Genomic DNA, 19,928 nt, shown 5'->3' on the forward strand with positions numbered 1-19,928 from the left:
TCCCTTACTCGGCCGCTTCCGGTTTGCGCTCCTTGCGCACCTGAAAGCGCTTCAGCAGTGAGGACACGGTGTCGCGGAAGCCACCATACTCCAGCTCGGAATAGGGCAGCATCGCGGCACCGGACCAGCCCTGGCTGCGCATCTCGATGGCCTTGCGCTGGGCGCGCCGGCGGACCTCGTCCCACGCCGGGTTGTCGAAGAAATCGGTAAAGGACTCCGAAAAACGGCCGTCCTTGTCGATCGAAAAGCCGGTGCAGGAAACGATCGGCAGGCAGTACATGCCTGTCACCGGTGTGTTGATTGGCACAGGCATCAGCGGCATCACGTGCGAGCCGCGCGCATCGCCGCCTACGAAGTGCGCCTTCGCGAACGGCGAGACGATTTCTTCGGGCGCCGGGAAAATCCCCTGGTTCCTGACGATCGCGACCGGATCGTCCTTTCCGGTGTACTTGCCTGCGATCGCGTGAAGACGCTGCGCCGAAACGGCGACGGCGACCTCGCCATGGGTCCGGGAAACGATGCGATCAATGCCAAAGCGCTCGTTGTCGCGGAGCAGCGCGGCAATGTGGTAGCCATCCGCGGGCGCGTCGAGTTCGATCACGCTGTCACCGGCCGTGTTGTCCATGTCGATGACATGGAAACGGAATCCCTTGATCATCGGGGGCAGCATCAGCCCGGCGCAATACATGGGATCGGCGAAGGCGAGGTAGAGCGGTAGGTTGTAGGCGCCGGGGCCGCATTTGTCGGCGGCGAACACCATGAAGGACTCCGCAGGTCTCGTGCCCGAGAGGCTGTGGTCGAAGCTGAGCTCGGCGACGCCCGGGCCGGCGCCGCGGACGTTTCCGGACGGTGCGTCGACGAGAAGATCCTGGCCGGCGCCGTAAAGCCCGGAGGTTTTCGCGACCGAGGTGGCCGCGAGGAACGCCTTCCAGGCAAGTTGATGCACCTCGGAGCTCCCTTCGCCCCGTGTGTGCGTCATGATGATCGCAATGTCATCGCCGGTGTGGCAGACGAAAGCGTCGATCAGCAGGCCATCGCAGATCGCCTTCGCGACCGCGCCCTCGACAGCCGCCATCATGCGTGTAGACGGTTTGGTGTGACCGCCAACGGAGCCTATGTCAGCCTTGATGACCGAAAGGGTGAGTCTCATGAGCGTTCCCTCCGCCAGCGCAACGCAGCGCCTCGGCGTCTGCGCTTGCTGCGCCGGGGCGACGGCGCTGCTCATTTCCGCGAAAAAGAACGTCTGAGGTTCCGTTACGTTCCACAAATGCTCTTCTCGAAAGGCTCGGGCTCATCCGGTAGCCGGGATCATCGATCACCGTAAAGATTATGCCAGAAGCGATGGGACACCAGTTCATGCGCCGCCATTTGCTGCGGTGTAGGAGCCCGCTATTGTGAAGGTTTTCGGAAGCGGGGCGATGGGCTTTTGCGATTGATCCTTCACGGTAAACTGAGACCCGCCCCAGGGCGATTGTGCTAGTCTAGAGGACGCAAGTTCTACGTGTGTGCGGTCCAGACGCATGCCAAAGGAACCAAAAAAGAAATGCACCCTTACCGAGCGTGGTCGGCTGATTGCGCTGGCTGTCGCGGTGGGGCTGGTGCTGGGCATGGCCGGCCCTACCTCGGCACAGTTTTTTAATTTCGGCGGATATCAGCAGCGGCCGCAACCGCAACGCGGCGGATGGTTTGGCAACGACCAACGCGGTGGCGGCTGGTTTGGTAACGATCAGCGCGGCGGCTGGTCTGGTAACGATCAGCGTGGCGGCGGCTGGTCTGGTAACGACACGTATGCGCCGTACCAGCAGCAGTACGCGCCGCCGCCTCGGCAGGGGCGGCAGGCGCCCCCGGCGGTGCGTGAGGATTTCTCAAAGGCGCCGCCGCCCGAGAAGCGCAACACTGTACCCGAGCGCCACATTCTTGTGCTTGGTGACTCCATGGCGGACTGGCTCGCCTATGGGCTTGAAGACGTCTATGACGATCAGCCTGAGATAGGTGTGATACGCAAGCACAAGACAGCCTCCGGCCTGATCAAGTATCAGCCGAAGGGCAATCCAGCCGATTGGGCCGCCGCCGCCAAGGGCATTCTCGCTACCGAAAAAGCGGACGCCATTGTCGTCATGCTCGGGCTTGACGACCGCGTCGCAATCCGCGAGCCGGCAGCCGACAAATCGCAGAATAAATCGGAGGACAAGAAGGACGCCGACAAGAAGGACGCGAAGGCCAAATCCGATGGCAAGCCTTCGAGCGACAAACCCGCGGCGAAGCCGGATGATGCAACCAAGGTGGCGGATCCCGAATTGTCGCCAGACGATGCCGCCGACAACAATGACGCGCGATCGGTCACAGGATCGGAGAAGAGCGCGGGCTCGCCGAGCGGCCTCCATGAGTTTCGCGAGAAACGCTGGGTGGAACTCTACAGGGAAAAGATCGACGAGATGATCGGCGTGCTCAAGTCCAAGGGTGTGCCGGTGCTGTGGGTGGGTCTGCCGGCGGTACGTGGCCCTAAGGCGACCGCCGACACGGCGTTTCTGGATACGCTCTATCGCGATGCGGCCGGCAAGGCCGGCATCACCTATGTCGATGTCTGGGACGGATTTGTCGATGAAGCCGGGCGCTTTTCACAGCATGGTCCCGATTTCGAAGGGCAGATCCGCCGGCTGCGCTCCTCCGATGGCGTGTACTTCACCAAGGCCGGCGCGCTCAAGCTCGCGCATTATGCCGAGCGCGAGATCAATCGGCTGTTGGCTGCACGTTCCGGGCCGATTGTGCTGCCCAGCGAACCGGCAACGCCCGACGCCAGTGCTCGGCCGGATCAGCCGGCACAGCGTCCGCTGGCCGGGCCGATCGTTCCCTTGGGGCCCGCTTCTGTCGCCACGGATCAATTGCTCGGCGCTCCCGGGTCGCGGCCGGTGGCGATCGATGCGCAAGCAGCTCGGGTCTTAATCACAGGTGAGCCCTTGTCGGCACCCGCCGGTCGCGCCGACGATTTTGCCTGGCCGCGACGCGAAATTGGACGCGATGGGGCCAAGGGTGAGACGCCAGTGGCGTCAACATCGCTCGATGCCAACGCACTGGCACCGGCGCCAAAGCCGAAAAAGCGTCGCCGTTAGAGCCCCAATCGCATTTAGCCTCCCCACTGCCGAAACTCGTTGGTGAGTTCGCCGATGCCGTCGATCGCCACCGTCACCGTGTTGACCGGCTCCTTCATGACGCCAATGCCGACCGAGGTGCCGCAGGCGATCAGATCGCCGGGCAACAGCGTCATGTCGTGGGAGATCTTGCTGACGAGCTGCTGCGCGCTGAAGATCATGTCTGATATGGGGTAGTTCTGACGCTCAGTGCCGTTGAGAATCGTGCGCACCACGAGGCTTGCCAGATCGATGCCTGAGGTGATGACGGGCCCACCGCTTCGCCTAGACAAACGCGTCGAAACTGGGGACCAGAGTCCCTTCTGGTTCATTCGAATCGAGAACCGCCAAGGCTCTACGTCACGGCGATTGGAGCACATCGCTGCGCACCGGAACCGTCCGCCCCGATGCTCTCATTCAGTTTCTGATTGACGATCTGGACCGTACGGTCGATTTCGGCATTGGGTGCGCCAAGCTGATGCGAAATCAGCTTCACCAGCAGGTCGACCCGTTCGATGGAAGGCGCGCCACCAGCGACCGCCCGGGCCGCCGACGAGGGCTTGAGAAGGCTTTCCGCCGCTTTGGCGTATTTCTCGAAAGGTACCTGATCCGTGGGATCGGCGCCCAGACGCTGGGCGATGGCGTCGACATGGTGATAGATCGACTGCGAGAGGTCGATATCGCCGTGCACCGCGTCGCGGATCGATTGCGGCTCTTGCGGCGTGATGCAGCGGTAATTCCCGGTCAACAGCATCGACCATTTGGCGAGAGGGACGAACATCGAATCGAACACTTTGAGCTTCACCGGAACGTCCTGGCCATCCAGCTTCACCGCGTCGATGTCGGCTTCCAGCTCCCGAAGCAGCAAGTTATGTTTCTCATCCGCAAATGGCGCGGCCTTGAAATTTGTTGGCAGCCCGACATGAAGAACATTCGCCGCCTCTTCCGGTGGACGGAAGGCTTGCGGATCAGGGGAGCACAGCGACACCAGGCCCGGCTCGAACCGTTTCCATACCGCGGCGTTGGTGTAGGCCTCCTCCAGTTCCATTTTCGCGAGGGCCGGGATCCGTTTGAGATAGGGCAAAGGCGGCATGTTCATGATCGAAAGACAAGGCAGTTTCGCGTCGGCGATTTTGATCATCAGAATCTGGATCGTGTGGTTGGTGTATTGCGGTTCCTGCATCGCCAGACCAACCAGATCATAACGGGAAGGATCGACGTCGGCGGGCTCGACCGCGTCCAAGATGCCAGGCAGGTCGCGCGAGAAGATCGGCCGGTGGGCCGCCTCGTCGCGCAGCTTGATGCGAACTTCGGTGCCGTCGCGATTGATGAGTTCTGCCGTCTGCTTCCGGCAAACCAGTGTCACGTTGTGACCCGCCATCAAAAGCTTCGTCGCCAGCAACGAACCATACGAGGCCCCAAGGATCAGAATGTTACGCGCCATGCGCCCTCCCACAGATGATGTTTTCCGGCGCCACTACTCCGGCGCAGATTTGCGAGCGCCTGCTTTGCGACAGGAGTTAAGCCGAACAGTGCGGTGCGATACCGTCTTCCCTGGGAGTGCGACCCAAAAAATGCCGGCGCAGTTCGGAGCGACCGTCAGGCCGACGCGGCCAGCTTGTAGGGCGTTGCTTCGTCGTCAAACGCGTTGAAGATATCGCGAATGCTGATGACGCCGATCAGGCTGTAATTGTCGATGACAGGCACGTGGCGGATGTGATGCTTGCTCATGAGGTGACGGACATGTTCGAGCGTATCCGTCGATGTGCAGGAGACGAGCTGCTGCACCGAAATGAATTGCGAAACGCGCATATTCACGCCGGCCGCGCCATGTTCGGCGATGGCGCGCACCACGTCGCGTTCCGTGAACATGCCGACGGCGGTATTGCCTTCGGTGCGGACGACGTCCTTGACGACAAGAGCGCTGATATTGCTGGAGCGCATCAGTTGCGCGGCAATGGCGACGGTCTCGTTCATGCGAACCGTTGCGACACGGGCGGCTTTCTTGCGCAGGATATCTCCGACTTGCATGGCAACCTCCTTGGGTGAATTATTACCTTAAGTCTGGTATACATAATGCCAATTGTCAACATGATTGGCGGTGGAAATCTTTCGGGAGGATGACGATAAATAGGCAGTACTACTGACGTTTTTGGAGATGGACATTCAGTCAAAAGGGTGGGTCGCGCTGCCCAAGCAGGGGCCTCAATGCGCTCAGGTATACCAGAGCCACCGACGCGCAAAGAAAACGCGCCCATCCCGGAGGATGAGCGCGCGTCTCGTAACAACCAGTCCGGTTCGGATCAGGCGGCAAGCTGCGACTTGGCGACCACCACCTTACGCCAGGGCTTGAGCACAGCTATCGCCAGCAGCGAGGCCAGAATATTCGCCCCGGCCGCGATGATGAACACCGAGTCCCAAGTGCCCGAAGACTGCTGCATGTAGTTCGCCACCGGCACCAGCAGCGCCGCCGTACCCTTTGCGGTGTAGAGCAGGCCGGCATTGGTGGTCGCGAACTTCGAACCGAAGGTGTCGGTGCAGGTCGACGGGAAGAGGGAGTAGATCTCGCCCCAGGCGAAGAACACGAAGCCTGACAGCAGCACGAACCACACCGGATCGTGGCCCAGCATGTAGAGGCCCCAGATGCCGATGCCTTCCATGCCGAACGCGATGAACATGGTGTTCTCGCGGCCGATCATGTCGGAGATCCAGCCGAAGAAGGGACGGGTGAGGCCGTTGAGGACGCGATCGATGGTCGCCGCGAACGTCACTGCCGTCATCGTCACCGCCATCAGCGTGACCGGTACGCTGTCGACCTTCCAGTCGACAGCGATCGGCTTGAGGTTTGCGGTGACCATCAATCCGCCGGCGCCGACGATCACGAACATGAAATACATCAGCCAGAAGATCGGCTGACGGATCACCTCGGTCGGCTGATAATTGCGCCGGGTCTGGATGATGTTGGCGTTCTGCGTCACCGCAGGCACCTGTCCCACTTTGGGTGCGAACATCAGGAAGGCGAGGATCACGATGATGATGCCTTGGCCGAGGCCGAAATAGAGGAAGGTGGTCTGGAAGCCGGAGTCCTTGATCATCGCCTGGATCGGCGCGACCGTCAGCGCCGAGCCTGCGCCGAATCCGGCGGCGGTGATGCCGGCGGCGAGGCCGCGCTTGTCCGGGAACCACTTCAGCGCGTTGCCGACGCAGGTGCCGTACACGCCACCGGCGCCGATGCCTGCGATGATCATGCCGAGATAGAAGCCGTTGAGGGTGGTCGCCTGGGCGTTGATGGCCCATCCGATGGCGCAGAGGATGCCGCCGACGAGCACGACGATGCGCGGGCCGTATTTATCGACGAACCATCCCTCGACCGGCACCAGCCAGGTCTCGAACAGCACGAAGAGCGTGAATGCCCACTGGATCGAAGCGCGATCCCATCCGAATTTCTGCTGGATGTCGGGGACGAAGAACGTCCAACCATATTGGTAGTTGGCAATCATGACCATCGCGGCGACGCCGATGGCTAATTGGGTCCAGCGATACGCATCGCTGACTCGGGCCGCCGCGACGGGGGCTGCTCCGTGCACTGTGTCCGTCATTTTTCCTCCAATGGGCTGTTCTATCGATAACCCCGACAGCTCCGTGAAAGTCTGGTATATGTTATGCCAGTAGACAAGAGAAAATTTTGCGCAAGCTGTGAAAATTTCGAATTTCCACAGACGTGCTGCGAGCACAAAAAAAGCCGCGCAGTTTGCGCGGCTTTTTCTCCATGAGCCTAACTAAATCGTTGTTTCGCCGCGGTTAAGCGGCACGGCTGCCCGGCCCGGCGACCGTACCTCGCAAGCGGGTATAGCCTTCCTGGATGACCGACCAGAACAGTGCGATCAAGCCCAGGATCATGATCGTGCTGACGAGCGGGTTGGAAAGGAATATGCCAAACGAACCCTGGGATCCCAGAAGCGACTGCCGGAAGGCCTCTTCCGCCTTGTCGCCGAGCACGATGGCCAGCACCAACGGGGCGAGGGGATAATTGCACTTCTTGAGCAGATAGCCGATCACGCCGAACACCAGCATCAGCATGACGTCAAACGTGCTGCTGTGGACGGAATAGGCGCCGATCGCGCACAGCACCAGGATAAGCGGCGCAATGATGCTGAAGGGCACACGCAGGATTGCCGCGAAGATCGGCACGCAGGTCAGCACGACGATCAGGCCGACGAGATTGCCGAGATACATCGAGGCGATCAGGCCCCAGACGAATTCCTTCTGTTCGACAAACAGCATGGGTCCGGGTTGCAGACCCCAGATCAACAGGCCGCCCAGCAACACCGCTGCCGTCGGCGAGCCGGGCACGCCGAGCGAGAGCATCGGCAGCAGGGCCGCGGTGCCAGCGGCATGCGCCGCGGTTTCCGGCGCGACCACACCTTCGATCTCGCCTTTGCCGAAGTTCTTGCCGTTCTTCGCCACGCGCTTGGCGATACCGTAACTCATGAACGAGGCCGGAGTAGCGCCTGCCGGCGTGATGCCCATCCAGCAGCCGATGAAGCAGGAGCGCAACGAGGTCATCCAGTATTTCGGCAATTCCTTCCAGGTCTGCAGCACGACCCGCAAATCGATCTTGGCCTTACCGCCGCGGAAGGCGAGCCCTTCCTCCATGGTCAGAAGGATTTCGCCGATGCCGAACAGCCCGATCACCGCAATAAGGAAGTCGAAGCCGTTGAGCAGATGGGTGACGCCGAACGTCAGCCGCAATTGCCCGGTGATGGAATCAAGCCCGACAGCGGCGAGCGCAAAGCCGATCATCATCGCCGCAATGGTCTTGAACGGCGGCTCCTTGCTTAGGCCCACGAAGCTGCAGAATGCGAGGAAATACACCGCGAATTTTTCCGCTGGGCCAAACTGCAGCGCAAAGCTCGCGACCAGGGGAGCGACCAGCGTGATCATGACCACGGCGAACAGAGCGCCGACGAAGGACGAGGTGAAGGCGGCGGTCAGTGCCTCGCCGGCCTTGCCCTGCTGCGCCATCGGATAGCCGTCGAACGTCGTGGCTACCGACCACGGTTCGCCCGGTATGTTGAAGAGAATTGAGGTGATCGCTCCGCCGAACAGCGCACCCCAATAGATGCACGACAACATGATGATGGCCGACGTCGGCGACATGCTGAATGTCAGCGGCAGCAGGATGGCAACGCCATTGGCGCCGCCCAGTCCCGGAAGCACGCCGATGATGACACCGAGCACGATGCCGAGAACCATCAGCATGATGTTGTACGGCTGCAGCGCGACCGCAAAGCCGTGAAACAGATTGACGAGTTCTTCCATCCCGATAATCCAATCCTGACTGTGCGTCGTTGTTTACAGACCGAGCCACTCTTCGATCGGTCCCTTGGGAAGCGGGACCATGAACCAGCGCTCGAAAATGAAGTAGGTGACGATGGGCATACCGAACGCCACCGCCAGGACGATGATCCAGTTGTATTTGCCCAGCCATCGCATGAACCATGCGATGAAGATGATCGAGGCGACGTAGAGGCCAATGAACGGCATGGAGCCGACGTAGATGGCTGTCGGAATAACGACGCTCAGAACCTGACGAAGCTGTCCCCATTCCGCGAACAGCCCGTCATTGTCTTCGCGCAGCCCGTGCCAGAGATTGATCGCGCTGGAAGCGAGGATGAAGAGTCCGATATAGAACGGAAAGAATCCCGCGCGGGGTCCTTCAGGACCCCAGTTGATTCCCGCCTTGACGCTGCCGAAGATCACGATCACTCCAAACAGAGCGATCGCCAGCGTGACGCCTGCTTCCACGAGTTTGTGGGTCGGGCCGGTATTGCTCGAACTTCCTGTTGTCATCGAAACTCCGTGCGGAATCGAGCCTGCGGTACCAGAGCCCGCCGTCTGCGTTGCTATTCCAATTCAGTCGATCAGTGCTTGTCGGTCAGTTTCCCGACGCGAGGAAACCGGCGTCTTTCATCAAGCTCTGGTGACGCTTTTCCTCGACCTCGACCCACTTGGCGTAGTCGGCGCCGGTCAGGAAGGTGGTGTTGAACGCACCGCTTTTCATGAATTCCTGCCACTCCGGAGTGGCGCGAACCTTCTTGAACAGCTCGATGTAGTATTCAACCTGATCCTTGGTGGCCCTGGGCGACATGAATATGCCGCGCAGCATCAGGTATTCCATGTCGAGACCTTCCGACTTGCAGGTCGGAATGTCCTTCCAGGCCTTGCCGTCGGCGATCGGCTCGTCATAGGCCATGCGCTGTGCGTCGAACACGCAGAGCGGGCGCAGCTTGCCGCCACGCCATTGCGCGACCGCCTCGATCGGATTGTTGACGGTCGAATCGACGTGATTGCCGACGAGCTGAACGGCGACTTCTCCGCCGCCCTTGTACGGGATGTAGGTGAAGCGGGCGCCGGTGGCCTTTTCGACGGCAACCGTAATGATCTGGTCTTCCTGTTTCGAGCCGGTGCCGCCCATCTTGATGCTGCCGGCGGGAGCGGCCTTCACCGCATCGACGTAATCCTTCACCGTCTTGTACGGCTTGTCGGCATTCACCCAGAGCACGAATTCGTCGAGCGCCAGCATGGCGACCGGCGTGAGGTCTTTCCAGTTGAACGGAATTCCGGTGGCGAGGGGGGTGGTGAAGAGGTTGGAGAGCGTGATGATGATCTTGTGCGGATTGCCGCCCGATCCCTTGACGTCGAGGAAACCTTCGCCGCCGGCGCCGCCCGACTTGTTGATGACAACCAGCGGCTGCTTCATCAGATTGTGCTTGGTGACAATGCCCTGGATGGTGCGCGCCATCTGATCGGCGCCGCCGCCGGTGCCGGCGGGAATGATGAATTCAACGGGGCGCACCGGCTCCCATGCGGCAGTCGCGGGAGCCACGATTCCGCCGGCGCACAATGCAGCAATCGTCCCGAACGCAAGATATGCAGAACGCTTCATTTGGTTCACTCCCGTCGAACTATGGTTACGCCGGTCTTTGCCGGCTTTTAATTTCATCCCGATCAAACTTGTCGGGTCTTCATGCACTCATGATCGTCACGCTGCAATGGTTTGCCCATCGCAGTGAGTTCCAAGCTTGAATTGTACGAGGGTCCCGTTGGAGCGGCATCCGCTCCTTTCGGCCAATGCTAAATTGCGATGCGCAAGAAAAGGGACGCATGCATGCACTGCCCGTCCTCCGCCACATCGCTTTTCGCTGTCCCTTGCGGACTGCACGGCCATCCCCCCAATATGCGCTCATACTTCTTGGTATGAGCATTTTGGGCATTCTTGTATATGATATGCCACAGTGCAAATGGTTTTTGCTTCCGTTTGCCGCACTGGCCAATTTGTCGCAGATGCGCAGTTCTCAGCAATTGGTTTGCGGCAATAAAAATGGCCCCGGAAACCGGGGCCATTGACCGAAACATTAGTGAAAGTCGCTCGGCAGCGTGCGCGGATCCGCGGCATCAGATGCTGCGAAATAAAGCGTCAGAGGCCAAAATAGGGAAGATCACCATTGCGGACGGCGATGCGGCTGCTCGCGGTCAAAAGGCGGTCGATTGAGGCCATCAGGCGGCCGAACAGGGTGCTGGAGGGAAGGAGGCCGATTGATGCAGTCTTGGACATGGATGTCCCCTTTTCTGAAGTGGCGGAGCAGTTCCGCTTCGTGATCAGGGGTGATTTATGTATACCAGATACCAATCGACAACGGGGGTTGTTTGCATAGCAGCAATCGAAGGTTTGCAATGCAGCAAATTCGCCGCTGGCATTCCAAATAAAAAAGGCCGCCGGAACCCGGCGGCCTTGTATTCCAGATTACTACGCGGCTATTCCGCCGCTTGCTTCCGCGGCGGCTCGAGCGCGCCGGAATCGTGGATCTCAGCCACCTGGTGATCGGAGAAGCCGAGAACCTGGCGCAGGATCTCGTCGGTGTGCTCGCCGAGCAGCGGCGACCTTGTCACCTCGCTCGGTGAGTCCGACAGTTTGATCGGATTGCCGACCGAGATGTACTTGCCGCGGGTCGGGTGATCGACCTCGACCACCGTGCCGGTCGCGCGCAGCGACTGGTCTTCCGCGATCTCCTTCATCGACAGGATTGGGCCGCAGGGGATGTCGTCCTTGTTGAGGATCTCCATCGCCTCGAATTTCGTCTTCGTCATCGTCCACTGCTCGATGCGCGCGAAGATTTCGTTCAGCCGCGGCAGACGAGCCGCCGGCTTGGCGTAGTCGGGGTGGGTCTTCCAGCCAGGCTCGCCGATCACGTCGCAGATCTTCTCCCAAACCGGGGCCTGGGTGATGAAGTAGATGTAGGCGTTCGGATCGGTCTCCCAGCCCTTGCACTTGAGGATGCGGCCGGGCTGACCGCCGCCGGAATCGTTGCCGGCGCGCGGCACGGCATCGCCGAACGGAATGCCTTCGCCGAACTGGCTGTATTCCCTGAGCGGTCCGTGGGCGAGGCGCTGCTGGTCGCGCAGCTTGACGCGGGCAAGATTGAGCACGCCGTCCTGCATCGCGGCGGTGACGCGCTGGCCTTTGCCCGAGTGGGTGCGCTGATAGAGCGCGGTGACGATACCGAGCGCCAGATGCAGGCCGGTGCCGCTGTCGCCGATCTGCGCGCCGGTGACGAGCGGCAGGCCGTCGCGGAAGCCGGTGGTCGAGGCGGCGCCGCCGGTGCATTGCGCCACGTTCTCATAGACCTTGCAGTCTTCGTAGGGGCCGGGGCCAAAACCCTTGATCGAGGCCACGATCATCTTCGGGTTGATGCTGTGGATCTTCTCCCAGGGGAAGCCCATGCGGTCGAGCACGCCGGGACCGAAGTTTTCCACCAGCACGTCGCAGCTCTTGATCAGTGCGGTGAGGACTTCCTTGCCCTTCGGGTTCTTGGTGTCGAGCGTGATCGAACGCTTGTTGTGGTTGAGCATGGTGAAATACAGGCTGTCCACATTGGGAATGTCCTGCAACTGGCCACGCGTGATGTCGCCGACGCCGGGGCGCTCGACCTTGATCACGTCGGCGCCGAACCAGGCCAGCAATTGCGTGCAGGTCGGACCCGACTGAACGTGAGTGAAATCAAGAATGCGAACGCCCGTAAGCGCCTTTGTCATCGTCTTTGCTCCGTACTGTATCTGTGCTGCGTGTGCCGGATGAATGGGTGAAGGTCGGTTACTTCTTTTTCAAAACGCTTTGCGGGTTGAGGTTGCCGATGCGGCCGCTTTCGGAACCGGCTGCCGGATCGATCACCGCGTTGATGAGCGTCGGCTTGCCGGAATCCATCGCCTCGTTCACGGCGCGCTTCAGCTCGTCAGGCGAGGTGGCGTTGATGCCGACGCCGCCGAACGCTTCCATCATCTTGTCGTAGCGCGAGCCCTTGACGAATACCGTCGTCGCCGGATCGGAACCGCCCGCATTGACGTCGGTGCCGCGATAGATGCCGTCGTTGTTGAAGACGACGATGCAGACCGGAAGCTGGTAGCGGCAGATGGTCTCGATCTCCATGCCGGAGAAGCCGAAGGCCGAGTCGCCTTCGATCGCCAGCACCGGCTTTCCGGTTTCGACGGCGGCCGCGATCGAATAGCCCATGCCGATGCCCATCACGCCCCAGGTGCCGACGTCGAGCCGCTTGCGCGGCTTGTACATGTCGATGACGCCGCGGGCGAGGTCGAGGGTGTTGGCGCCTTCGTTGACGAGGACGGCGTCGGGCCGCTCCTTGATGATGGTGCGCAGTGCGCCGAGCGCGCCGTGATAGTCCATCGGCGAGGCGTTGCTCATCAGCTTCGGCGCCATCTTGGCGACGTTGTCGTCACGCTTCTTGTTGACGGTCGAGACCCAATCGGCCGGCGCGACCGGCCAGCTTCCGCCCATGCCCTCGAGCAGCGCGGATACGCAGGAGCCGATATCGCCGACCACGGGGGCCACGATCTCGACGTTGGAATCCATTTCCTTCGGCTCGATGTCGATCTGGATGAATTTCTTGGGCGCGTCGCCCCAGGTCTTGCCCTTGCCGTGCGACAGCAGCCAGTTGAGGCGGGCGCCGATCAGCATGACGACGTCGGCGTCCTTCAGCACGGTCGAGCGCGCCGCACCGGCCGACTGCACATGGGTGTCGGGCAGCAGGCCCTTGGCCATGCTCATCTGCAGGAACGGTGCGCCGGTCTTTTCGACGAAGGCGCGGATCTCGTTGTCGGCCTGCGCATAGGCTGCGCCCTTGCCGAGGATGATGAGGGGACGCTTTGCGCCCTTGAGCACGTCGAGCGCGCGCTTGACGGCTGACGGGGCAGGGATCTGGGCAGGTGCTGCGTCGATCACCTTCACCAGCGATTTCGCGCCGGCAGCCGCGTCCATCACCTGGCCGAAAAGTTTTGCCGGCAGGTCGAGATAGACACCGCCCGGACGACCCGACACCGCGGCGCGGATCGCGCGCGCCAGACCGATGCCGATGTCGGCGGCGTGCAGGACGCGGAAGGCGGCCTTGCAGAGCGGCTTGGCGATCGCGAGCTGGTCCATCTCTTCATAGTCGCCCTGCTGCAGATCGACGATCTCGCGCTCCGAGGAGCCCGAAATCAGGATCATCGGGAAGCAATTGGTTGTGGCGTGGGCGAGGGCCGTGAGGCCGTTGAGGAAGCCGGGCGCCGAGACGGTGAGGCAGACGCCCGGTTTCTTGGTCAAATAGCCGGCGATCGAGGCTGCATAGCCGGCATTCTGCTCGTGGCGGAACGACAATACGCGAATGCCCTCGACCTGCATCATGCGACCGAGGTCGGTGATCGGGATGCCCGGCACACCATAAATGGTGTTGATGCCGTTGAGCTTGAGCGCATCGATGACGAGATGAAAGCCATCCGTCAGCTCTTGCTCGGTGCCCGGTGCTACGGACTTGGTCGCGGTATTCAGCATGGGCTTCATCTCCCTGATCGTTAGTTTTCGGACGATTTTTGGTCGTCTTCTGGTGCGAAGGTGCGTCTAGCTAAAAAGTTCCTGTCCATGCGCTTCGACATAGGCAGCGAGGCCCAGCGTGTGGTCGCGCGCGCGCTTCTCGGCGAGTTCGGTGTCGCGCGCTTCCAGCGCCTCGATAATGGCGAGGTGCTCGGGCAGGGAGGTCGCGGTGCGATCCTTCCGTCCGATGGTCAATTGCCGGTAGCCGCGCACATGCAGCAGGATGTCGTTGGTCATGTCGACCAGCACCGGCGATTCCGAAAGCGAGATCAGCGCCTGGTGGAACGCGATGTTGGCTTTGGAGTATTCTTCGACATGATCCTGCGGCAGACGGTCCTTGCCAAAATCCTTGAAGAAATCGCGCAGCGCCGTGATGTCCTTCTTGCGCGCCGTCGTCGTGATCAGGCGTGCGGCCATGCTCTCGAGCGCGGCCCAGGCGCGGATCATGTCGACGATCTCGGTCTTGGTGCGGCGGACCACGACGATGCCGCGACGCGGCACGGTTTTGACGAAGCCATCCTGTTCCAGCATCGCGATGGCTTCGCGAATAGGGGTACGGCTAACGCCGAGGCGTTCGGACAGCGCGCGCTCGTCGAGCATCACCTGCTCGGGCGTCGCATAGATGTCCATCTTGAGAATGGCTTCCTTCAAGGCCTCGTAGGCCTTGTTCTTGAAGCTCGTCTCGGGCGCAATCCGGACGATTGCGATATCTGCCTCAGCCATGACAGGCGGCGCCTTGGTTTGTTTACGTGCGGGCACGACTCGTCTCCTCCCTGTTTTTGGAGACGTCTTCTTAGCAGAAGAAATGCTCGAATATTTTTGGCATACCAAATACCAGGATGTCAAGGTGCCCGTGTTTTCGCTGTTTCTGCGCGATAGTTTGTCTTGACAATCTGATCTCTGGCATACCAAATGCCATAAAACTAGCCCTAGGAGGAAGCCTATGTCAAATTCTGCAGATGCGGCCCGCAAGATCGCCGAGCCCAGCGCCCACGAGGCTGTCCGCCGGGTGCTCGATACGGTGAAAGCCGAGAAGCGCACCAGCCTCACCGCGCCGGAAGGCAAGCTGGTGTGCGATGCCTACGGCATCCCGGTTCCGAAAGAAGGCGTGGCGAAGTCGGCCGCTGAAGCATCCAAGCTCGCGTCAACCATGGGCTTCCCGGTGGTGATGAAGATCGTCTCGCCGGACATTCTCCACAAGACCGAAGCCGGCGGCGTCATGGTCGGCCTCAAGACCGCGGCCGAGGCTGAAAAAGCCTATGACACCATTCTCGCCAACGCCAAGAAATATAAGGCTGACGCCAAGATCGAGGGCATTCAGGTCCAGCAGATGCTGGCCGGCGGCACCGAGGTCATCGTCGGCTCCATTACCGACGGCTCGTTCGGCAAGCTGGTGGCGTTCGGCCTCGGCGGCGTGCTGGTCGAGGTGCTGAAGGACATTACCTTCCGCCTCGCGCCCGCCACCAAGGACGATGCGCTGTCGATGCTCGACGGCATCCAGGCCCACGATATGCTGAAGGGCGTGCGCGGCGGCGATCCGGTCAGCCGCGATGCGCTGGCTGATGTCATCGTCAAGGTGTCGCAGCTCGTCAGCGATTTCCCCGAAATCGTCGAACTCGATCTCAACCCGGTGTTCGCCACCAAGAAGGACGCGATTGCCGCCGACGTGCGCATCGTCGTCGACTTCGACTACAAGCCGCGCCCGGCGCCGCGTCCGACCGAAGAAATCGTAGCGGCCATGAATCGCATCATGCAGCCGAAGGGCGTCGCCGTGATCGGCGCCTCTGCCGAGGACGGCAAGATCGGCAATTCCGTGATGAAGAACCTGATCAATGGCGGCTACAAGGGCGAGATCTATCCGATCCACCCGAAGGCCGCCGATATCCTGGGCTACAAGGCCTACAAGAGCGTCAAGGATGTGCCCGGCGTGATTGATACCGCGGTGTTCGCGATCCCCGCGAAGTTCGTCGCTGGCGCTTTGGCCGAATGCGGCGAGAAGAAAATTCCCGGCGCTGTCCTGATTCCGTCGGGCTTTGCCGAAGCGGGCGCGCCCGAACTGCAGGCCGAGATCGTCGAGGTCGGCAAGAAGTACAACATCCGCCTGATGGGGCCGAACATTTACGGCTTCTATTATACGCCGGCCAATCTCTGCGCCACGTTCTGCACCGCCTACGACGTCAAGGGCCATGCGGCGCTGTCATCGCAGTCCGGCGGCATCGGCATGGCGATCATCGGCTTCTCGCGTTCGGCCAAGATGGGCGTCTCCGCGATCGTCGGCCTCGGCAACAAGTCGGATATCGATGAGGACGATCTGCTGGCGTTCTTCGAGCAGGACCCCAACACCAACCTCATTGCCCAGCACTGCGAAGACCTCAAGGACGGTCGCGCCTTTGCGGAGGCCGCCAAGCGCGTCTCCAAGAAGAAGCCGGTCATCGTGCTCAAGGCCGGCCGCACCTCGGCCGGCGCCAAGGCGGCGTCGTCGCACACCGGCGCGCTCGCCGGCAACGACAAGATCTACGAGGACGTGTTCGCCCAGTCGGGTGTGATCCGCGCCCGGTCCTTGCGGCAATTGCTCGAATTCGCCCGCGGCGTGCCGGTGCTGCCGACGCCAAAGGGCGAGAACATCTTGATCATCACCGGTGCGGGCGGCTCGGGCGTGCTGCTGTCGGACTCGGTGGTGGATAACGGCCTGTCGCTGATGACCATGCCGCCTGATCTCGATGCCGCGTTCCGCAAGTTCATCCCGCCGTTCGGCGCGGCCGGAAATCCTGTGGATATCACCGGCGGCGAGCCGCCGATCACCTACGTCAACACGGTGAAGCTCGGCCTGTCGGACGAGCGCATCCACTCGCTGATCCTCGGCTACTGGCACACGATCGTGACGCCGCCGATGGTGTTCGCGCGCAACATGGTCGAGGTGAAGAAGGAGATGGAGGCCAAGGGCTTCGTGAAGCCGATCGTCGCCTCGCTCGCCGGCGACGTCGAGGTCGAGGAGGCCGCCGAATATCTCTACCAGAACGGCATCCCGGCCTATGCGTACTCGACCGAACTGCCGGTCGAAGTCTTGGGCGCCAAGTACAAGTGGGCGCGCGGCGCGGGCCTGCTCTGAGCTTATCAACAACAAATGCCGCTTCGGAAAACCATCCGAAGCGGCATTTTTCGGTGGCTTCATCCTTCGAGACGCCACGCTGCGCGTGGCTCCCTCGGTGAGCGCAAAGCGCTCATCCGGGGATGAGGTCTTGGACCCTCATGGTGAGGAGCGCGGCAACGCCGCGCGTCTCGAACCACGAGGCCATCGGACGGTATTGATCTAAACTGTAGGGAATACGCGCTAGCAGTCTGACCCACGGATGGATGCAGGTCGCGATGAAGCGAAACGTGATCCGGCGCAAACCGGTCGAGCCGAAATCCGGCGCCGACAATGATTCCGATCCCAGGGATGGCGGCGTCCAGTCGGTCGACCGCGCGCTCTCCATCATCGAAGTGCTGGCCGAAGACGACGAGGGCTATCGGCTGACCGATCTCGCGGTTCGCACGGGGCTGTCGACCTCGACCGTGCACCGCCTGCTGGCGACGCTGGAGAAGCGCCGCTTCGTCCAGTTCGATCGTACCGAATCGAAATGGCATGTCGGCGCGCAGAGCTTTGCGGTGGGTGCGACCTTCACCCGCCGCCGCAACTTCACGGCGCAGGCGATGCCGTATTTGCGCAAGCTGCGGGATCTTACCCGCGAAACTGCCAATCTCGCGGTGGTCGACGACGAATCCATCATCGTCCTGACCCGCATGGAAAGCCGCGAGATCATGCGCTCGCTGACCAAGGTCGGGGGCCGCGTCGCCATGGTAGCTTCCGGCGTCGGCAAGGCCGTGCTCGCCACCTATTCCGATGCTGACGTCAACGCGATCATTTGCCGACAGGGCATGCCGCGCCTGACGGAGAAGTCGATCGTGCGGCCGGGCGAGCTGTTCCGGGAGCTCCAGGCGATCCGCCGGCAGGGCTATGCAGTCGACGACGAGGAGGCGCGCATGGGGCTGCGCTGCGTTGCCGCCGTCGTCTACAGCGACTGCAGCGAGCCGCTGGCGGCGATTTCAGTCTCCGGCATGACCTCGCGCGTCACCGAAGAGCGCGTGCCCGAGCTCGGAAAAATAGTGCGCGACGTTGCGGGTGAGCTGACGGTGGCGCTCGGTGGCGTGATGCCGGAGGCGGCGAAATCGGCCTGAGCCGGGCTTCGGTCCGTCGTTGCCCGCCCAAGGGAAATTAGGTCTGGCGGCGCGCGCCCCGACATCGCTATATCCATCCATCGCTGTCCATGGCGCGGCTTCGAGGGACAATGTCCTTCGATTCAGCGATTGGGGAAATTCATGCCTTCTGAAACCCGCTCGCCCCGTCTCGCGGTTCTGATCGATGCCGACAATGCGTCCGCAAAGATTGCGGACGGATTGTTCGAGGAGATCGCCAAGATCGGCGAGGCCAGCGTTCGCCGAATCTACGGCGACTTCTCCAATGCCCGGTCCAAGGCCTGGGCCGATATTCTGTCGAAGCACGCCATCATACCCCAACAGCAGTTCGCCTATACGACTGGAAAGAATGCGTCCGACATAACCCTGGTCATCGACGCAATGGACCTGCTTCACAGCGGCCGGTTCGACGGATTCTGCCTGGTGTCATCAGACAGCGATTTTACGCGACTTGCCGCCCGCATCCGGGAGCACGGCGTCGATGTGTTCGGGTTCGGCGCGCAGAAGACACCGGAAAGCTTCAGGCAGGCCTGCCGAAGATTCTTCTATACCGAGAACCTGTTTGGCGGCACGGCCAACACTCAGGATGCCGCCTCGAAGTCGCCGCCGCTCCAATCCCCTGATGAAGCCACCTCGATCATCAAGAAGGTCATCGCCCAGATGGAAAGCGAAGACGGGTGGGTCGACCTTGGGGAGGTCGGAAAACGCATTACCAACCTGGCCCCCGATTTCGATTCGAGGACCTTCGGCTCCCGCAAGCTGAGCGACCTCGTGCGAAAGACAAATTCCTTCGAGATCGATCAGCCCAAGGGCGGATCCATGCGAATTCGGATCAAGTCCACCGCCGAATCGCCTGCGAAGACGCGAACCGCGCGAAAACCCGCGGGGTGACTAACCGAAGGCTGCCTGAGCCCCGACCGCAACGAGCGCAACCATAAGCCATCCATGATTAGCGGCATGGCACGGGTCCGCTTCTGGTGCAAAGCGGAGATTAGGCGAGCTGGCCATGTCGGCATGTGCCACTTTCAGACTAATGCACCGCGGCAAACAGTATCCTAATTCGATCACCTCGTCGGCGAGCTCGGGAGTTCCAATGACGAAAGAGGCCGCCGATGCATGGCGGCCCCTCGACTCCGATGAGTGGGGTGTGCGTTATTGTGGCGTGCCCTCGATGGCAAAGGAGCGGAATTTCGCGTATTTGTCGCCAATCTCTCGGAGTTTCTTGTACTCCGGGTCATTTCGCCAGGCCTGGACTTTTTCCATGCTATCCCAGACTTGGACGACGGCGCGCTTTGGTGCCTGGCCATCAAATCCAGTTATTTGTTTCGCGTTACTCCCGGCGATTCCGCCAATCGCAAGGAATTTGCCGCCGTGCGACTTGATGAGAGCCTGCGCTTTCGGGGCATATTCCTTCCCGTAGGCCTCCGGATCCGTCACGTCGATTTCTGCAACAAAGTACACGGGCGGCTTCGCTTGCGCGTGCAGCCCCTGGACCGCCGCGGCGCCTAGTGTAACGCCGGCTAGCACCGCCAACCCAATGTTGTGTTTGGTGTTCATGAGTCATCTCCGCGCTGTCGAGATGAGCCGCTAAAAAGTCCGGCCCAAGGCAGAAAATTTGCCGGCCGACGGCACTGTCGCTG

At 61.3% G+C, this 19,928-nt stretch carries 16 protein-coding genes and 1 pseudogene; 4 read left to right on the forward strand and 13 right to left on the reverse strand.

The window, feature by feature from the left end; translation table 11 throughout:
- Positions 1–4: 4 nt before the first annotated feature.
- Complete coding sequence (locus tag CP49_RS15410) at positions 5–1,150, reverse strand: fructose-1,6-bisphosphatase (protein WP_057851191.1); 1,146 nt, start codon at positions 1,148–1,150, stop codon at positions 5–7.
- A gap of 370 nt (positions 1,151–1,520) precedes the next feature.
- On the opposite strand from CP49_RS15410, the gene CP49_RS15415 reads away from it, so the two are divergent.
- Positions 1,521–3,110, forward strand: coding sequence for an SGNH/GDSL hydrolase family protein (locus CP49_RS15415; RefSeq protein ID WP_057851075.1), 1,590 nt, complete (start codon positions 1,521–1,523; stop codon positions 3,108–3,110).
- A gap of 14 nt (positions 3,111–3,124) precedes the next feature.
- On the opposite strand, the pseudogene CP49_RS15420 reads toward CP49_RS15415, so the two are convergent.
- From CP49_RS15420 to CP49_RS15465, 11 genes and pseudogenes are all read right to left on the reverse strand, one after another.
- A pseudogene (locus CP49_RS15420) lies at positions 3,125–3,403 on the reverse strand (fumarylacetoacetate hydrolase family protein); the annotation flags it as partial.
- 80 nt (positions 3,404–3,483) lie between these two features.
- Entirely contained in the window at positions 3,484–4,572 is a 1,089-nt protein-coding gene (locus tag CP49_RS15425; RefSeq protein WP_057851077.1) for a ketopantoate reductase family protein, read from the reverse strand.
- A gap of 155 nt (positions 4,573–4,727) precedes the next feature.
- Entirely contained in the window at positions 4,728–5,159 is a 432-nt protein-coding gene (locus CP49_RS15430) for a CBS domain-containing protein (RefSeq protein WP_057851078.1), read from the reverse strand.
- Between the two features lie 272 nt (positions 5,160–5,431).
- Positions 5,432–6,727 (reverse strand): oxalate/formate MFS antiporter, encoded by a 1,296-nt coding sequence (gene oxlT, locus CP49_RS15435; protein ID WP_057851079.1) that lies wholly within the window; start codon positions 6,725–6,727, stop codon positions 5,432–5,434.
- A 202-nt stretch (positions 6,728–6,929) separates the two neighbouring features.
- Positions 6,930–8,450 carry a tripartite tricarboxylate transporter permease gene (locus CP49_RS15440; protein ID WP_057851080.1) on the reverse strand — a complete coding sequence of 507 codons (1,521 nt, stop codon included), beginning with the start codon at positions 8,448–8,450 and terminating at the stop codon, positions 6,930–6,932.
- Between the two features lie 33 nt (positions 8,451–8,483).
- On the reverse strand, positions 8,484–8,981 hold the full coding sequence (locus CP49_RS15445; protein ID WP_057851081.1) for a tripartite tricarboxylate transporter TctB family protein: 498 nt from the start codon (positions 8,979–8,981) through the stop codon (positions 8,484–8,486).
- Positions 8,982–9,066: 85 nt separating this feature from the next.
- Positions 9,067–10,077 carry a Bug family tripartite tricarboxylate transporter substrate binding protein gene (locus CP49_RS15450; RefSeq protein WP_057851192.1) on the reverse strand — a complete coding sequence of 337 codons (1,011 nt, stop codon included), beginning with the start codon at positions 10,075–10,077 and terminating at the stop codon, positions 9,067–9,069.
- Between the two features lie 531 nt (positions 10,078–10,608).
- Complete coding sequence (locus CP49_RS46015) at positions 10,609–10,746, reverse strand: hypothetical protein (protein WP_197423117.1); 138 nt, start codon at positions 10,744–10,746, stop codon at positions 10,609–10,611.
- 200 nt (positions 10,747–10,946) lie between these two features.
- Complete coding sequence (gene frc, locus CP49_RS15455) at positions 10,947–12,224, reverse strand: formyl-CoA transferase (protein ID WP_057851082.1); 1,278 nt, start codon at positions 12,222–12,224, stop codon at positions 10,947–10,949.
- Positions 12,225–12,282: 58 nt separating this feature from the next.
- Positions 12,283–14,013 carry an oxalyl-CoA decarboxylase gene (gene oxc / locus CP49_RS15460; protein ID WP_057851193.1) on the reverse strand — a complete coding sequence of 577 codons (1,731 nt, stop codon included), beginning with the start codon at positions 14,011–14,013 and terminating at the stop codon, positions 12,283–12,285.
- Between the two features lie 66 nt (positions 14,014–14,079).
- Positions 14,080–14,775, reverse strand: coding sequence for a GntR family transcriptional regulator (locus tag CP49_RS15465; RefSeq protein WP_057851083.1), 696 nt, complete (start codon positions 14,773–14,775; stop codon positions 14,080–14,082).
- A 220-nt stretch (positions 14,776–14,995) separates the two neighbouring features.
- Here CP49_RS15465 and CP49_RS15470 point away from each other — a divergent pair, with 220 nt between their 5' ends.
- The 3 genes from CP49_RS15470 (at position 14,996) to CP49_RS15480 (ending at position 19,179) form a co-directional block, all read left to right on the forward strand.
- Positions 14,996–17,161: an acetate--CoA ligase family protein gene (locus tag CP49_RS15470; protein ID WP_057851084.1), complete on the forward strand. Its 2,166-nt coding sequence runs from the start codon at positions 14,996–14,998 to the stop codon at positions 17,159–17,161.
- Positions 17,162–17,418: 257 nt separating this feature from the next.
- Positions 17,419–18,270 (forward strand): IclR family transcriptional regulator, encoded by an 852-nt coding sequence (locus tag CP49_RS15475; RefSeq protein ID WP_057851194.1) that lies wholly within the window; start codon positions 17,419–17,421, stop codon positions 18,268–18,270.
- A gap of 141 nt (positions 18,271–18,411) precedes the next feature.
- Positions 18,412–19,179, forward strand: coding sequence for an NYN domain-containing protein (locus CP49_RS15480; RefSeq protein WP_057851085.1), 768 nt, complete (start codon positions 18,412–18,414; stop codon positions 19,177–19,179).
- Positions 19,180–19,440: 261 nt separating this feature from the next.
- Here CP49_RS15480 and CP49_RS15485 read toward each other — a convergent pair whose 3' ends face one another.
- Positions 19,441–19,845 (reverse strand): DUF1330 domain-containing protein, encoded by a 405-nt coding sequence (locus tag CP49_RS15485; protein WP_057851086.1) that lies wholly within the window; start codon positions 19,843–19,845, stop codon positions 19,441–19,443.
- Positions 19,846–19,928: the final 83 nt, after the last annotated feature.

The organism is Bradyrhizobium valentinum (assembly GCF_001440405.1).
GTDB classification, from domain to species: Bacteria; Pseudomonadota; Alphaproteobacteria; order Rhizobiales; family Xanthobacteraceae; genus Bradyrhizobium; species Bradyrhizobium valentinum.

Excerpts from the sequence above, each read along its gene's own strand:
- CP49_RS15445 (WP_057851081.1), bottom strand. The coding sequence starts at position 8,981 with ATGACAACAGGAAGTTCGAGCAATACCGGCCCGACCCACAAACTCGTG.
- CP49_RS15410 (WP_057851191.1), bottom strand. The coding sequence starts at position 1,150 with ATGAGACTCACCCTTTCGGTCATCAAGGCTGACATAGGCTCCGTTGGC.
- CP49_RS15425 (WP_057851077.1), bottom strand. The coding sequence starts at position 4,572 with ATGGCGCGTAACATTCTGATCCTTGGGGCCTCGTATGGTTCGTTGCTG.
- CP49_RS15415 (WP_057851075.1), top strand. The coding sequence starts at position 1,521 with ATGCCAAAGGAACCAAAAAAGAAATGCACCCTTACCGAGCGTGGTCGG.
- CP49_RS15465 (WP_057851083.1), bottom strand. The coding sequence starts at position 14,775 with ATGGCTGAGGCAGATATCGCAATCGTCCGGATTGCGCCCGAGACGAGC.
- CP49_RS15485 (WP_057851086.1), bottom strand. The coding sequence starts at position 19,845 with ATGAACACCAAACACAACATTGGGTTGGCGGTGCTAGCCGGCGTTACA.
- CP49_RS15440 (WP_057851080.1), bottom strand. The coding sequence starts at position 8,450 with ATGGAAGAACTCGTCAATCTGTTTCACGGCTTTGCGGTCGCGCTGCAG.
- frc (WP_057851082.1), bottom strand. The coding sequence starts at position 12,224 with ATGACAAAGGCGCTTACGGGCGTTCGCATTCTTGATTTCACTCACGTT.
- CP49_RS46015 (WP_197423117.1), bottom strand. The coding sequence starts at position 10,746 with ATGTCCAAGACTGCATCAATCGGCCTCCTTCCCTCCAGCACCCTGTTC.
- oxlT (WP_057851079.1), bottom strand. The coding sequence starts at position 6,727 with ATGACGGACACAGTGCACGGAGCAGCCCCCGTCGCGGCGGCCCGAGTC.
- CP49_RS15480 (WP_057851085.1), top strand. The coding sequence starts at position 18,412 with ATGCCTTCTGAAACCCGCTCGCCCCGTCTCGCGGTTCTGATCGATGCC.
- CP49_RS15430 (WP_057851078.1), bottom strand. The coding sequence starts at position 5,159 with ATGCAAGTCGGAGATATCCTGCGCAAGAAAGCCGCCCGTGTCGCAACG.
- CP49_RS15450 (WP_057851192.1), bottom strand. The coding sequence starts at position 10,077 with ATGAAGCGTTCTGCATATCTTGCGTTCGGGACGATTGCTGCATTGTGC.
- CP49_RS15475 (WP_057851194.1), top strand. The coding sequence starts at position 17,419 with ATGAAGCGAAACGTGATCCGGCGCAAACCGGTCGAGCCGAAATCCGGC.
- oxc (WP_057851193.1), bottom strand. The coding sequence starts at position 14,013 with ATGCTGAATACCGCGACCAAGTCCGTAGCACCGGGCACCGAGCAAGAG.
- CP49_RS15470 (WP_057851084.1), top strand. The coding sequence starts at position 14,996 with ATGTCAAATTCTGCAGATGCGGCCCGCAAGATCGCCGAGCCCAGCGCC.